This is a genomic window from Streptomyces chryseus, from assembly GCF_014650755.1.
Taxonomy (GTDB): Bacteria; Actinomycetota; Actinomycetes; order Streptomycetales; family Streptomycetaceae; genus Streptomyces; species Streptomyces chryseus.
Genome location: NZ_BMVO01000018.1, coordinates 52,966 through 66,245 on the forward strand (window position 1 = coordinate 52,966; position 13,280 = coordinate 66,245).

General features: G+C 71.2%; 12 protein-coding genes and 1 tRNA gene. 9 read left to right on the top strand and 4 right to left on the bottom strand.

What is annotated here, in order from left to right:
• Nucleotides 1-121: 121 nt before the first annotated feature.
• The gene (locus IE185_RS23590; RefSeq protein ID WP_229843664.1) at nucleotides 122-1,627 is read right to left on the bottom strand and encodes a potassium/proton antiporter; all 1,506 of its coding nucleotides are present in this window, start codon (nucleotides 1,625-1,627) and stop codon (nucleotides 122-124) included.
• 200 nt (nucleotides 1,628-1,827) lie between these two features.
• Between IE185_RS23590 and IE185_RS23595 the strand changes: the two genes are divergently transcribed.
• The gene (locus IE185_RS23595) at nucleotides 1,828-4,614 is read left to right on the top strand and encodes a penicillin acylase family protein (RefSeq protein ID WP_138895906.1); all 2,787 of its coding nucleotides are present in this window, start codon (nucleotides 1,828-1,830) and stop codon (nucleotides 4,612-4,614) included.
• Between the two features lie 21 nt (nucleotides 4,615-4,635).
• Here IE185_RS23595 and IE185_RS23600 read toward each other — a convergent pair whose 3' ends face one another.
• A complete protein-coding gene (locus IE185_RS23600) occupies nucleotides 4,636-5,226 on the bottom strand; it encodes a 5-formyltetrahydrofolate cyclo-ligase (RefSeq protein ID WP_138895905.1) in 591 nt (196 codons plus the stop codon).
• 87 nt (nucleotides 5,227-5,313) lie between these two features.
• On the opposite strand from IE185_RS23600, the gene galU reads away from it, so the two are divergent.
• The 7 genes from galU (at nucleotide 5,314) to IE185_RS23635 (ending at nucleotide 10,716) form a co-directional block, all read left to right on the top strand.
• Nucleotides 5,314-6,240 (top strand): UTP--glucose-1-phosphate uridylyltransferase GalU, encoded by a 927-nt coding sequence (gene galU, locus IE185_RS23605; RefSeq protein WP_138895904.1) that lies wholly within the window; start codon nucleotides 5,314-5,316, stop codon nucleotides 6,238-6,240.
• Between the two features lie 4 nt (nucleotides 6,241-6,244).
• Nucleotides 6,245-7,546 carry a molybdotransferase-like divisome protein Glp gene (gene glp, locus IE185_RS23610; RefSeq protein ID WP_138895903.1) on the top strand — a complete coding sequence of 434 codons (1,302 nt, stop codon included), beginning with the start codon at nucleotides 6,245-6,247 and terminating at the stop codon, nucleotides 7,544-7,546.
• 62 nt (nucleotides 7,547-7,608) lie between these two features.
• Nucleotides 7,609-8,088 (top strand): cyclic pyranopterin monophosphate synthase MoaC, encoded by a 480-nt coding sequence (gene moaC / locus IE185_RS23615; protein ID WP_138895902.1) that lies wholly within the window; start codon nucleotides 7,609-7,611, stop codon nucleotides 8,086-8,088.
• A gap of 65 nt (nucleotides 8,089-8,153) precedes the next feature.
• Complete coding sequence (locus IE185_RS23620; protein ID WP_138895911.1) at nucleotides 8,154-8,693, top strand: MogA/MoaB family molybdenum cofactor biosynthesis protein; 540 nt, start codon at nucleotides 8,154-8,156, stop codon at nucleotides 8,691-8,693.
• Nucleotides 8,690-9,322: a GNAT family N-acetyltransferase gene (locus IE185_RS23625; RefSeq protein WP_138895901.1), complete on the top strand. Its 633-nt coding sequence runs from the start codon at nucleotides 8,690-8,692 to the stop codon at nucleotides 9,320-9,322. The genes IE185_RS23620 and IE185_RS23625 overlap by 4 nt, the downstream gene beginning before the upstream one ends.
• A gap of 156 nt (nucleotides 9,323-9,478) precedes the next feature.
• The gene (gene sepX / locus IE185_RS23630; RefSeq protein WP_189715930.1) at nucleotides 9,479-10,582 is read left to right on the top strand and encodes a divisome protein SepX/GlpR; all 1,104 of its coding nucleotides are present in this window, start codon (nucleotides 9,479-9,481) and stop codon (nucleotides 10,580-10,582) included.
• 60 nt (nucleotides 10,583-10,642) lie between these two features.
• Nucleotides 10,643-10,716 (top strand) — tRNA-Ala (locus IE185_RS23635).
• Between the two features lie 384 nt (nucleotides 10,717-11,100).
• Here IE185_RS23635 and IE185_RS23640 read toward each other — a convergent pair.
• Nucleotides 11,101-11,583, bottom strand: a complete 483-nt coding sequence (locus IE185_RS23640) for a GNAT family N-acetyltransferase (RefSeq protein ID WP_138897925.1) — start codon at nucleotides 11,581-11,583, stop codon at nucleotides 11,101-11,103.
• 67 nt (nucleotides 11,584-11,650) lie between these two features.
• On the opposite strand from IE185_RS23640, the gene IE185_RS23645 reads away from it, so the two are divergent.
• Nucleotides 11,651-12,457, top strand: coding sequence for an exodeoxyribonuclease III (locus IE185_RS23645; RefSeq protein WP_138897926.1), 807 nt, complete (start codon nucleotides 11,651-11,653; stop codon nucleotides 12,455-12,457).
• 4 nt (nucleotides 12,458-12,461) lie between these two features.
• Here IE185_RS23645 and IE185_RS23650 read toward each other — a convergent pair whose 3' ends face one another.
• Nucleotides 12,462-13,172 (bottom strand): MerR family transcriptional regulator, encoded by a 711-nt coding sequence (locus tag IE185_RS23650; RefSeq protein ID WP_138897929.1) that lies wholly within the window; start codon nucleotides 13,170-13,172, stop codon nucleotides 12,462-12,464.
• Nucleotides 13,173-13,280 lie beyond the last annotated feature (108 nt).

Here is a 13,280-nt window from a genome sequence, read left to right on the forward strand (position 1 = left end):
TCGCGCCAGCTCTGCGTCAGGCAGAGTTGGTCGATCAGTAGGCCTTCATGTTACAGGGCGACGCGCGCGGTGCACCTGTGATTGCGTACGGATTACGTCACACCGCCTGTGATCAAAGCGATCAATGGTGGTTGGTGCCACCCGTTCCCAGCCACCCCGCCAGCTTGCCGCCCAGCGCGACCGCCCGCAGCCGCCGCTCGGCGGCGTCCCGTACCGGATCCGTCGCCACCACGAGCAGCTCGTCGCCGCGCCGCAGTACGGTCGTCGGCAGCGGTACGAAGCTGGTCCCGTCGCGTACGACGAGCGTGACCGCTGCCCCGTGCGGGAGGCGCAGCTCGGCCACCTCGACGCCGTGCATCCGCGACTTCTCGGGGACCGCGACCGACAGCAGGTGCCCGCGCAGCCGCTCCAGCGGAGCGGACTCGATGCCGAGGTCGGCCGCCTCGGAGGGGTCGTCGCCGAGGTTCAGCCACTTCGCGAGCCAGGGCAGGGTCGGCCCCTGGACGAGGGTGTAGACGACGACGAGGACGAAGACGATGTTGAACACCCGGTCGCTGCCCTCGATGTCCGACACCAGCGGGATGGTCGCCAGGATGATGGGCACCGCGCCGCGCAGCCCGGCCCAGGACATCAGGGCCTGCTCCTGCCACGGGATGCGGAACGGCAGCAGGCTGATCAGCACCTCCAGCGGCCGCGCGACCATGGTGAGCACCAGTCCCACCATCACGGCGGGCCAGAAGTCCGCCAGCAGTTCGTGCGGCGTCACCAGCAGGCCGAGCAGGACGAACATCCCGATCTGCGCGAGCCAGCCGAGCCCGTCCGCGAATCCGCGCGTGGCCGGCCAGTGCGGCAGCTTGGAGTTGCCGAGCACCATCGCGGCCAGGTAGACGGCGAGGAACCCGCTGCCGTGCGCGATCGCTCCGGCGGCGTACGCGGACACGGCGATCGCCATGACCGCGATCGGGTACAGACCGGACGCGGGAAGTGCCACGTGCCGCAGCGCGTACGCCCCGAGCCAGCCCACCGCGAGACCGACGCTCGCGCCGATCGCCAGTTCCAGGGCGATCTTGCCGATAAGGACGTACCACTCGTCCACCGGACCGACGGTCGAGAAGGCGACAACCAGGATCACGACCGGTGCGTCGTTGAAGCCCGATTCCGCTTCCAGCACGCCCGTGATCCGGGACGGCAGGGGCACCTTGCGCAGCACGGAGAAGACCGCGGCGGCGTCCGTCGACGAGACGACCGCGCCGATGATCAGCGCCTGGCGCCAGTCGAGGCCGACGAGGTAGTGCGCGCCGGCGGCCGTGACGCCCACGCTCACCGCGACGCCGACGGTCGACAGGACGACGGCCGCGGGCAACGCGGGCCTGACTTCCTTCCACTTCGTGCCCAGACCGCCCTCGGCCAGGATCACGACAAGTGCGGCGTAGCCGATCACCTGCGTCAGTTCGGCGTTGTCGAACTCGACGTCGAAGAAGCCGTCCTGCCCTATGGCGATGCCGATGCCCAGGTACAGGAGCAGGCTGGGGAGGCCGCTGCGGGACGAGATGCGGACCGCGGCGACGGCGATGAGCAGGACGAGCGAGCAGATGAGCAGCAGTTCGTTGAGCTGGTGGACAGTCAGCGGGCGTTCCTTCCCTCGCACGCCTGCCGGATCGTTCCTCCGACGGCCGGTACTTCGTTACCTTACCTAATCTTTAACGTTTTCTTGACGCGAGATCCTCCGTACGATCGCCGATAGTGGCACCGCGTCCGGGGCGCGAGAGCGCTGCGCCTATGGTTGCTCCAGCACTCAAGGACCACCCTGCCCCTCGAAGGACAGCGATGCCCGCCAACACCACCGCCTCTTCCGGCAAGAAGAAGAAGGGGCGCCGCGCCCGCCTGATCGTGATCGTGCTGGTGTTGGCCCTTGTCGCGGGTGTCGGCTACGGCGCGTTCTGGAGCATCAGCACGGTGCGCGCCTCCTTCCCGCAGACCACCGGGTCGATCGAGCTCGACGGCCTCTCGGGCCCCGTGGACGTCAAGCGCGACGACTACGGCATCCCGCAGATCTACGCGGACACCGACGAAGACCTCTTCCGTGCCCAGGGCTTCGTCCAGGCGCAGGACCGCTTCTACGAGATGGACGTCCGCCGTCACATGACGTCGGGCCGGCTGTCCGAGATGTTCGGTGCGGACCAGGTCGACACCGACGCCTTCCTGCGCACCCTCGGCTGGCGCCGGGTCGCGCAGCAGGAGTACGACACCAAGCTGTCGCCGGAGACGAAGAAGAACCTCCAGGCGTACGCCGCGGGCGTCAACTCCTACCTCGAAGGCCGCGAGGGCAAGGACATCTCGGTCGAGTACGCCGCCCTGGGCTTCGTGAACGACTACAAGCCCGAGAAGTGGACGCCCGTCGACTCGGTGGCCTGGCTCAAGGCGATGGCCTGGGACCTGCGCGGCAACATGCAGGACGAGATCGACCGTTCGCTGATGACGAGCCGGCTGAACGCCCAGCAGATCAAGGACCTCTACCCGGCCTATCCGTACGACCGCAACAGGACGGTCGTCGAAGAGGGCGCGGTCGACGCGACGACGAAGAAGTACGACCCGAAGGCCACCGGCACCTCCGGCACGGGCACGGGCACCGGATCCGGCACCTCCGGCACGGGCACGGGCACGGGCACCGGAACCGGCACCGCGGGGAACTCCGCCGCCGGCACCGCCGACGGCCTCCAGAGCCAGCTCTCCGGCATCTCCGACGCCCTGGACGAGATCCCCGCGCTCTTCGGCCCGAACGGCAGCGGCATCGGCTCCAACTCCTGGGTCGTCTCCGGGCAGTACACGACGACCAAGAAGCCGCTGCTCGCCAACGACCCGCACCTCGCGCCGCAGTTGCCCTCGCTCTGGTACCAGATGGGCCTGCACTGCCGGAAGGTCTCCAGCACCTGCGCGTACGACACCGCCGGCTACACCTTCTCCGGCATGCCCGGCGTGATAATCGGCCACAACCAGAGCATCGCCTGGGGCTTCACCAACCTCGGCGCCGACGTCACCGACCTCTACCTGGAGAAGGTCTCCGACGAGGGCTACCTCTACGACGGCGCCACCAAGCCCTTCACGACCCGCCAGGAGACCATCAAGGTCGCCGGAGGCAAGTCGAAGCAGATCACCGTCCGCTCGACGAAGAACGGCCCGCTGCTCTCCGACCGCAGCGACGAACTCGGCAAGGTCGGGGAGAAGGCCCCCGTCGACAACGCCGCCCCCGACCGGGGCGACGGCTACGGGATCTCCCTCAAGTGGACCGCGCTGATGCCCGGAAAGTCCATGGACGCCGTGTTCGAGCTGAACCGCGCCACGGACTTCAAGAGCTTCCGCGCCGCGGCCGCCCACTTCGAGGTCCCCTCGCAGAACCTCATCTACGCCGACACCGCCGGCAACATCGGCTACCAGGCCCCCGGCCGCATCCCGGTCCGCGGCGCGAGCCACGACGGCACCCTGCCCGCCGCCGGCTGGGACCCGCGTTCCGGCTGGAAGGGCTTCATCCCGCAGGCCGAGCTGCCGTACGAGTACAACCCGAAGCGCGGCTACATCGTCACCGCCAACCAGGCCGTGATCGACAAGAAGAAGTACCCGTACCTCCTCACCGAGGACTGGGGCTACGGCGCCCGCAGCCAGCGCATCAACGACCTCATCGAGTCGAAGATCGCCGACGGCGGCCGGATCTCCACCGACGACATGCGCACCATGCAGATGGACAACAGCAGCGAGATCGCCAAGCTGCTCACCCCCCACCTGCTCAAGATCGACGTGTCGGACCCGAACGTCCGCGAGACGCAGAAGCTGCTCGAAGGCTGGGACTACACCCAGGAGCCGGACTCCGGCGCCGCCGCGTACTTCAACGCCGTCTGGCGCAACGTCCTCAAGCTCGCCTTCGGCAACAAGCTCCCCAAGGAGCTGCGGGTCAAGGGCCAGTGCCTCTCCGTCCGTCCCGCCGACAGCACCGGGCCGGTCGACGACCCCGACAAGCGGGTCCGCGAGTGCGGGCAGCGCGCCAAGGACTCCGCGCAGCCCGACGGCGGCGACCGCTGGTACGAGGTCGTCCGCACGATGCTGACGGACGAGAAGAACGAGTGGTGGCAGGCGCCGAGCACCCGCCTCGACGAGGCCACCGACACCCGTGACGAACTGCTCGCCCGCGCGCTGAAGGACGCCCGCTGGGAGCTGACGGCCAAGCTCGGCAAGGACGTCGACTCCTGGAGCTGGGGCCGCCTGCACCAGCTGGAGCTGAAGAACCAGACGCTCGGCACGAGCGGCCCCGGCCTCGTCCAGTCGCTGCTCAACCGCGGCCCCTGGAACCTGGGCGGCGGCGAGGCGGCGGTCAACGCCACCGGCTGGAACGCGGCGGGCGGCTACGAGGTCATCTGGGTGCCGTCCATGCGCATGGTCGTCAACCTCAACGACCTCGACAAGTCCCGCTGGATCAACCTCACCGGCGCGTCGGGGCACGCGTACAGCGCCCACTACACCGACCAGACCGACAAGTGGGCGAAGGGCGAGCTGCTCGACTGGTCGTTCAGCGACGAGGCGGTCGAGAAGAGCACCACCGACAAGCTGGTGCTCAGGCCGTAGCCGCGAGGGCGCGGGGGGGCGTCAGGCGGTGAAGCGCCTGACACCCCCCGGCGTCACCACGGCGCTCACGGGGTGGTCGTGCGGTTCCCTCGGGACCCGCGCGACCACCTCTTCGTCGTACAGCAGCACCACCAGGTGCGGCCGCGCGCCCGCCGCCTCCAGGCGGGCGAGCACCCGGTCGTACGAGCCGCCGCCCCGCCCGAGCCGCGTCCCGCGCCCGTCCACCGCCAGGCCCGGCAGCAGCACCGCGTCGGCCTCCAGGACGGCCCGTACGCCGAGCCGCGCGCCCACCGGTTCGAGCAGCCCGAGCCGGGCGCGCCCCAGGTGCTCGGGGCCCTCGTACACGGCCCAGTCCAGATCGTTGTCGGGCAGGAGCACGGGAAGCAGCACCCGGACGCCCCGCGCGCGCAGCGCGTCCAGCAGCGCGCGGGTGCCGGGCTCACTCCCGACGGACACGTACGCCGCGACCGTCGCGGCGTCCGCCAGCTCCGGGAGCTCCAGTGCCCTGCGGGCCAGAACCGTTCCGGTCTTCTGCACGTCATCCCTGGTCAACCGGGATCTCATGGCGAGGAGTTCTCCCCGCAACCCGGCCTTGTCAGGCTCGTCACACATCACAGTGGCTCCACAAAACGCCTCGTATGAGAATTTACTGGCCGGAGCCCAATCTTCCTCCCATACGCAACGGATATCGTTCTGACCATGACTCAGTCGCACCCCGGGATCAGCAAGGCTGTCATCCCTGCCGCCGGCCTCGGCACCAGGTTCCTGCCGGCGACCAAGGCCACTCCGAAAGAGATGCTGCCGGTCGTCGACAAGCCGGCCATCCAGTACGTGGTCGAGGAGGCCGTGACCGCGGGGCTCTCCGACGTCCTCATGGTCACGGGCCGCAACAAGCGCCCCCTCGAGGACCACTTCGACCGCAATTACGAGCTGGAATCGGCACTCGGCCGCAAGGGCGACGCCGAACGTCTCGCCCGGGTGCAGGAGTCGAGCGACCTCGCCACCATGCACTACGTCCGCCAGGGCGACCCCAAGGGCCTCGGGCACGCCGTGCTGTGCGCCGCGCCGCACGTCGGCGACCAGCCGTTCGCCGTGCTCCTCGGCGACGACCTGATCGACCCGCGCGACCCCCTGCTGTCCCGGATGATCGAGATCCAGGGGCAGTACGGCGGCAGCGTCATCGCGCTCATGGAGGTCGACCCCGCCCAGATCCACCTGTACGGATCCGCGGCCGTCGAGCCGACCGCCGAGGGTGATGTCGTACGGATCACCGGGCTGGTCGAGAAGCCCGACCCGGCCGACGCGCCCAGCAACTACGCCATCATCGGCCGCTATGTGCTGGACCCGGCCGTTTTCGACATACTGCGCAGGACCGAGCCGGGCCGCGGCGGCGAGATCCAGCTCACCGACGCCCTCCAGCACCTGGCCGAGACGTATGAATCAGCGGCCGACGCCGCGGGGAAGGCCGGCGGCCCCGTGCACGGCGTCGTCTTCAAGGGCCGCCGCTATGACACCGGCGACCGCGGCGACTATCTGCGTGCCATTGTCAGACTCGCGTGCGAACGTGAGGACCTGGGGCCGGAGTTCCGGACCTGGCTTCGCAGTTACGTGACCGAGGAGATGTAGCACCTTGAGCAGCACGATCTGGTCTGTCGACGAGCACCTTGAGGACATCCTCGCCGCGGTGAAGCCGCTCGAACCCATCGAGCTGCAGCTTCTCGACGCGCAGGGCTGTGTCCTCGTCGAGGACATCACCGTCCAGATCGCGCTGCCCCCCTTCGACAACAGCTCGATGGACGGCTACGCGGTCCGTACGAGCGACGTCGCGGGCGCGAGCGAGGAGTTCCCCGCCGTCCTCACCGTCGTCGGTGACGTGGCGGCGGGCAGCGGCGGGACGCTCCGCGTCGGGCCGGGCGAGGCCGCCCGCATCATGACCGGCGCCCCGCTGCCGCCCGGCGCCGAGGCCGTCGTCCCGGTCGAGTGGACCGACGGAGGCTCGGGCGGCGGACCGGCCGTCACGATGCGCGCCGCGAGCGGCGCCCCCGAGGGCGCGAGCGGTGAGGTCCGCGTCCACCGCCCCGTCGAGGCGCGGGCCCACGTGCGGGCGCGCGGCAGCGACGTCCAGGCCGGCGACCTCGCCCTGGAGTCCGGTACGGTCCTGGGCCCGCCCCAGATCGGCCTGCTCGCCGCCGTCGGCCGCGCCACCGTCAAGGTCAGGCCCCGCCCCCGCGTCGTCGTCCTGTCGACCGGCAGCGAACTGGTCCAGCCCGGCGAGCCGTTGTCGGCCGGGCAGATCTTCGACTCCAACAGCTTCGCGCTGACCGCCGCCGCCCGTCACGCCGGCGCCATCGCCTACCGCGTGGGCGCCGTCACGGACGACGCCGACACGCTGCGCGCGACCATCGAGGACCAGCTGATCCGCGCCGACATGATCGTCACGACCGGCGGCGTCAGCGTCGGCGCGTACGACGTCGTCAAGGAAGCGCTGTCGTCCGTGGGCGAAGGAGACGACACCGGCGGCGGCGTCGACTTCCGCAAGCTCGCCATGCAGCCCGGCAAGCCCCAGGGCTTCGGCTCCATCGGCCCCGAGCACACCCCGCTGCTCGCGCTCCCGGGCAACCCGGTGTCGTCGTACGTCTCCTTCGAGCTCTTCGTGCGCCCGGCGATCAGGGCCCTGATGGGCTTGAAGGACGTGCACCGCCCGAAGGTCCGCGCCACGCTGAGCGCCGACAAGCCGCTGTCGTCGCCGTCCGGCAAGCGTCAGTTCCTGCGCGGCGCGTACGACGAGGCGGCGGGCACCGTCACCCCCGTCGGCGGCACCGGATCGCACCTGGTCGCGGCGCTCGCCCGTGCCGACGCCCTGATCGTCGTCCCGGAGGACACCACCGAGCTGGAGCCGGGCGCCGAGGCCGAGGTGGTCCTGCTCGGGTGAGCGGGGCCCGGTGGCGGTAGCGTGTCTGCTCTCACAGGCCCTGACCGGGAGCGCCACACGTAATGAGTACGCACGAACGGCTCACGCACATCGACGAGGCGGGGGCTGCCCGCATGGTCGACGTCTCGGCGAAGGACGTCACCGCGCGCACCGCGCGCGCCACCGGACGCGTCCTGGTCGCGCCGCGCGTGGTGGAGCTGCTGCGCGGCGAGGGGGTCCCCAAGGGCGACGCCCTCGCCACCGCCCGGATCGCGGGCATCATGGGCGCCAAGCGCACGCCCGACCTGATCCCGCTCTGCCACCCGCTCGCGCTCTCCGGCGTGAAGCTGGACCTCGTGGTGGCCGACGACGCCGTCGAGATCGCCGCGACCGTGCGCACGACGGACCGTACGGGCGTCGAGATGGAGGCCCTGACCGCCGTCACCGTGGCCGCGCTCACCGTGATCGACATGGTGAAGGCGGTCGACAAGGCCGCGGTCATCACCGACGTACGGGTCGAGGAGAAGACGGGCGGCAAGTCCGGCGACTGGAGCCGGGCGTGAGCCCCCGCGGCGGAGAGGTCTACAGCCACAGCCACAGCCACGAGCCGGCGCCCGAGCCGGGACCCGTGCGGGGCGCCGCCGCGGCGGGCCCGCCGCGCCGCGCCCTGGTGGTGACCGCCTCCAACCGCGCCTCCGCCGGCGTCTACGCGGACCGGGGCGGACCGATCCTCGCCGACGGTCTGCGCGGCCTGGGCTTCGAGGTCGACGGACCGCGGGTCGTCCCCGACGGGGACCCGGTGGAGGAGGCCCTGCGGGCCGGTGTCGCCGCCGCGTACGACGTCATCCTGACCACGGGCGGCACCGGCGTCTCGCCGACCGACCGCACCCCCGACGCCACCCGCCGTGTCCTGGACTACGACGTCCCGGGCATCCCCGAGGCGATCCGCGCCGAGGGCCTCGGCAAGGTCCCGACCGCCGCGCTCTCCCGGGGGCTGGCGGGCGTGGCCGGCCGGACCCTGATCGTGAATCTGCCGGGCTCCACCGGCGGCGTACGGGACGGACTGGCGGTCCTGGAGCGCCTTCTGCTCCACGCCGTGGACCAGATCCGGGGCGGCGACCACCCCGGATCCGGATCCGGATCCCCCCTGCCGGGGAGCCAGAGCTGAACGCTTCGTCCTGGCCCGTCGAGCTGGTGGACGGCGATGTCACCCTCCGCCCGATAAAGCTGCGCGACCAGCGGAGCTGGCGCGAGGTGAACCGGCGCAACCGCGAATGGCTGCGCCCCTGGGAGGCGACCATCCCGCCGCCCGCGCCCACCGGCCCCGTCGCCCAGCGCCCCACGTACCGTCAGATGGTCCGCCACCTGCGGTCCGAGGCGAACGCCGGCCGCATGCTGCCCTTCGTCATCGAGTACCGGGGCGAGCTGGTCGGCCAGTTGACGGTCGCCGGGATCACCTGGGGATCGATGTGCTCGGGGCACGTGGGGTACTGGGTCGACCGCGACGTGGCGGGCCGCGGTGTGATGCCGACGGCGGTCGCTCTCGCAGTCGACCACTGCTTCCGTACGGTCGGACTGCATCGCATCGAGGTCTGCATTCGCCCCGAGAACGCGCCCAGTCGCCGGGTCGTGGAAAAGCTCGGATTCCGCCAGGAAGGGCTGCGTCCCCGCTATCTCCACATCGACGGCGGGTGGCGCGACCATCTGGTCTACGCGCTCACGGCGGAAGAAGTGCCCGAGGGGCTGCTGAACCGCTGGCACCAGGCACGACCCGGCACCTCGCGCAAAATGAAATAGTTGTTCGAATTACATCGGGTGCCGACTGCAAAAGGACACACAAAGCAGCCTGTTGATCCGATCAGCCACAAAAAAGTTCGAGTTATCAGCCAGATCGTGCGACACACCGGCTCAATTGGCGGATGGCCTTGCGCGAACCCCTCTACGGTGTGGGGTGTGAGCAGCAGCGGCCTGATCTACGCAGTCATCGTCGGGGCCTGGGCCGCCTACTTGGTGCCGATGTGGCTCCGCAGGCAGGACGAGCTCAACGAAGCCCGTCCGACGGAACGCTTCAGCACCGCCATCCGGCTGCTGTCCGGACGGGCGGCAATGGAGCGCCGATACGCCAGGGAGCTTCAGGAGCGCGCCGCGGGTGAGGCGGAGCACGACGTGGACCCGGACGCCGTCACGGACCGAATGAGTTCCGTCGACGTCCGGGCCTTCGCCGTGCCCCCGACGCAGGAGACCGAGCGCCCTCCCGCACGGGAGGACGTGCGGGAGGAGGCGCGCGAGAGCGCACGGGAGGCGGCACGGGCGCAACGCCGTGCGCGCACGGCGAGTGCGGCCGCCGAACGCGCCCGGCGCTCGAAGGTCCTCGCGCGCCGTCGGCGCACCACTGTGATCCTCTTCCTCGCCTTCACCCTCGGCGCGATCGTCGCGGCGGTCGGCGGGCTGCGGTTCCTGTGGGCGCCGGCCATCCCCGCCGTGCTGCTGAGCACGTACATCGTGCACTTGCGGACCACTGAGCGGCGGCGCTTCGCCTTCACCATGGACCGGCGCAGGGCGGAGGCGGCGGCGCAGCGGCTGCGCGAGCGCCGCCCGCACCCGGGCCGCCGGCCGGCTTCCGCGGAGCCGGAAGAGGAGCCTGTCGTACGACCCGAGCCCGAGCCGGCGCCCGCCGTCTCGCCGCAGGAGGCGGGCCGCCGGGCGCTGGTGGAGCAGACGGACCACGCGGAGTGGGTGGACCAGCAGCGCGAGCGGGAGCGCGGCGCGGCCCACGGCGAGAGCTGGGACCCGGTCCCGGTCCCGCTGCCGACGTACGTCACCGCCCCCGTCGCCCCGCGCGCCACCGGCAGCGTCGACTTCGGGGACCCGGGCACCTGGAGCTCGGCGCGGTCGAGCACCGCCGAGCCGACCCCCGCCCCCGAGGCCCCGGCCGCCGCCGAAGCGCCCCAGGGCCGCCGCGCGAACCCGGCCCGCCGCGACCGCGGCGGCCGCGGCCGCACGCCGCTCTTCGACCAGTACGAGGACGGAGACCGGCCCCGGGCGGTCAACGAGTGACCTGCGGGGAGCGGATTTTTGAGCACCCCGATCGAGGTGCTAAAGTTTCACTCGTTGCAAGGGCCTGTGGCGCAGTCTGGTAGCGCACCTCGTTCGCATCGAGGGGGTCTGGGGTTCAAATCCCCACAGGTCCACCGCAATGGTGGTTCACGGGTCAGCCCGCGAACCGCTCACCGAGATCCCGCTCGGACGGTCACCGTCCGCGCGGGATCTCGTCGTTTCACGGCGCACCGCGCGCTCTGCCACCTCGTCGATGGACGCCCCGTCCGCCGCGAGGGAGAGGTGACTCTTCGCCAGGTCGACCGCTTCGGTGCCGTCCTCGGCCTCCGCGCGACCCGCTCCCGCAACTTGCCCGTTCGAGCGATCAGTTCCGGCTTCGGGGCGATGGCGGCCGGGTTCCGGCCCAGCGTGTCGTGCGTCACCTGTCGGGAAACCGGAGCGATCACCTCAAGTCCACGGCGCCGGCCGGACGTCGAAGCCCCTGCCGGGGAAGCCCGGCGGGGGCTCGCCGGCCCGGTTCACCGCCCCAGCGGCTTGGCGAAGCAGCGGCTGTCCTCGTACTCGCGGAAGTGGCCGAACTTCTCGGTGGGGGTGTAACCGCACGAGAGGTAGAGGCCGATGGCCTCCGGCTGCTGCGTGCCCGTCTCCAGGACCATCCGTCTGCGGCCGGCCGCCCGGGCGTCGTCCTCCAGGAGGGCCAGGATGCGGCGGGCCAGGCCGAGCCCCCGGCTCTCGGGGCGGACGTACATGCGCTTGATCTCGGCGTCGCCGTCCGCGTACCCCTCGCCGTTCTCGTCCTGCGAGCGCCAGGCGCCGGTGGCGACGGGGCGCTCCCGCTCGTCGTAGGCGATGAGGAAGAGACCACCCGGCGGCCGGAACATCGTGGGGTCGAGCGGCGTCGTGTCGCCCTGGCCGTCGTAGCGCTCGATGTACTCCTGCTGCACTTCTTCTTCGAGCTTCACGGCGTCGGGGTGGTCGTAGGGGCGCGGCTGTATATTCATGCGTATCAGCGTACTTCTATGCGGGGCCCGGCGTCCGGCCCCGGGCCGGTGTCTGTAGGGTGCCGGGATGCTCACTGTGACCTCCGTGAATGTTAACGGTCTGCGCGCCGCCGCCAAGAAGGGCTTTGTGCCCTGGCTGGCCGGGACCTCCGCCGACGTGATCTGCCTCCAGGAGGTCCGGGCCGAACCGCAGCAGCTCCCGGAGGAGGTCCGCGCCCCGGAGGGCTGGCACGTCGTGCACGCCCCGGCGGCCGCGAAGGGGCGGGCGGGCGTCTCCCTCTACACGCGGCGGGAACCGGACCGGGTGCGGGTCGGCTTCGGCAGTGCCGAGTTCGACGGGAGCGGGCGGTACGTCGAGGCGGACCTGCCCGGCGTCACGGTCGCCAGCCTCTATCTGCCGTCCGGCGAGGTGGGCACCGAGCGGCAGGACGAGAAGACGCGGTTCATGGACGCGTTCCTGCCCTACCTGAAGGGCCTGAAGGAGCGCGCGGCGGCGGACGGGCGCGAGGTGCTGGTCTGCGGCGACTGGAACATCGCCCACCAGGAGGCCGACCTCAAGAACTGGAAGGCCAACCGCAAGTCCTCCGGGTTCCTGCCACAGGAGCGGGAGTGGATGACGCGGGTCTTCGACGAGGCCGGGTACGTCGACGTGGTGCGCGCCCTGCACCCCGGACAGGAGGGGCCGTACACCTGGTGGTCGTACCGGGGGAAGGCCTTCGACAACGACTCGGGATGGCGCATCGACTACGCCGTGGCGACCGAGGGCCTCGCGGGCCGGGCGGTCAAGGCGTACGTCGAGCGGGCGGCGAGCTACGACCTGCGCTGGTCGGACCACGCTCCGGTGACGACGGTCTTCGAGCAGCCGGGACTCTGAGCCCCTAGGCGTCGGAGTCGGGCGCCCGGGCTTCCTTCCCGGTGCGCAGCAGGCGGTCCAGGGCCATGGACAGCTCCGCCTCGACGACGCTCTTGGCGAGCGGGCGCAGGCGTTCCAGGGGCGCGTCGGCCGCCGCGCCCCGGGGCGGCCCGTCCTCTCCGGCCGGCTCCTCGGCGAGATGCGAGCGGACCATGGTGGCGAAGATCTCCGCCATGGCCGTCGTGTGCTCGCGCACCTGCCGGCCGGCCTGGAGCACGGCGGCCAGCGGGACGCCCTCGCGCACCAGGGCCGCCGACACGTCCAGCAGGCGGCGGCTGACGTGGACGATCTCCTCGCCGTCCGTGGCGAGGTAGCCGAGGTCGAGCGCCGCGGCGAGGTTCTCGGTGGTGACCTCGCCCGCGAAGTGGTCGGCGAGGGCCTCCGGGGTGAGCCGGACCGGGGTCTCCTCCGTCCACGCGGGGGCTGCGGCGTCCTCGTCGAGCCCGAAGAGCTCGCCGACGCCCCGGCCGCTCTCGAAGGTGGCGACCAGGTCCGCGATGCCGTTCAGGGTGTGGCCGCGCTCCAGGAGGGCGGCGATGGTCCGCAGCCGAGCCAGGTGCCGGTCGTCGTACCAGGCGATGCGGCCCTCGCGGCGCGGCGGCGGCAGCAGCTTGCGCTCGCGGTAGAAGCGCAGGGTGCGCACGGGAATGCCGGCCTTCCCGGCCAGTTCCTCCATGCGGTACTCGCGGGCTCCTGCGGCTTCGTCCACGGGGGAAAGCCTATGTTGTACCGCCGGTAACTTTCTGCCGTCCGCCCCCTACCCATCAGTACGCCACTGCTCTAC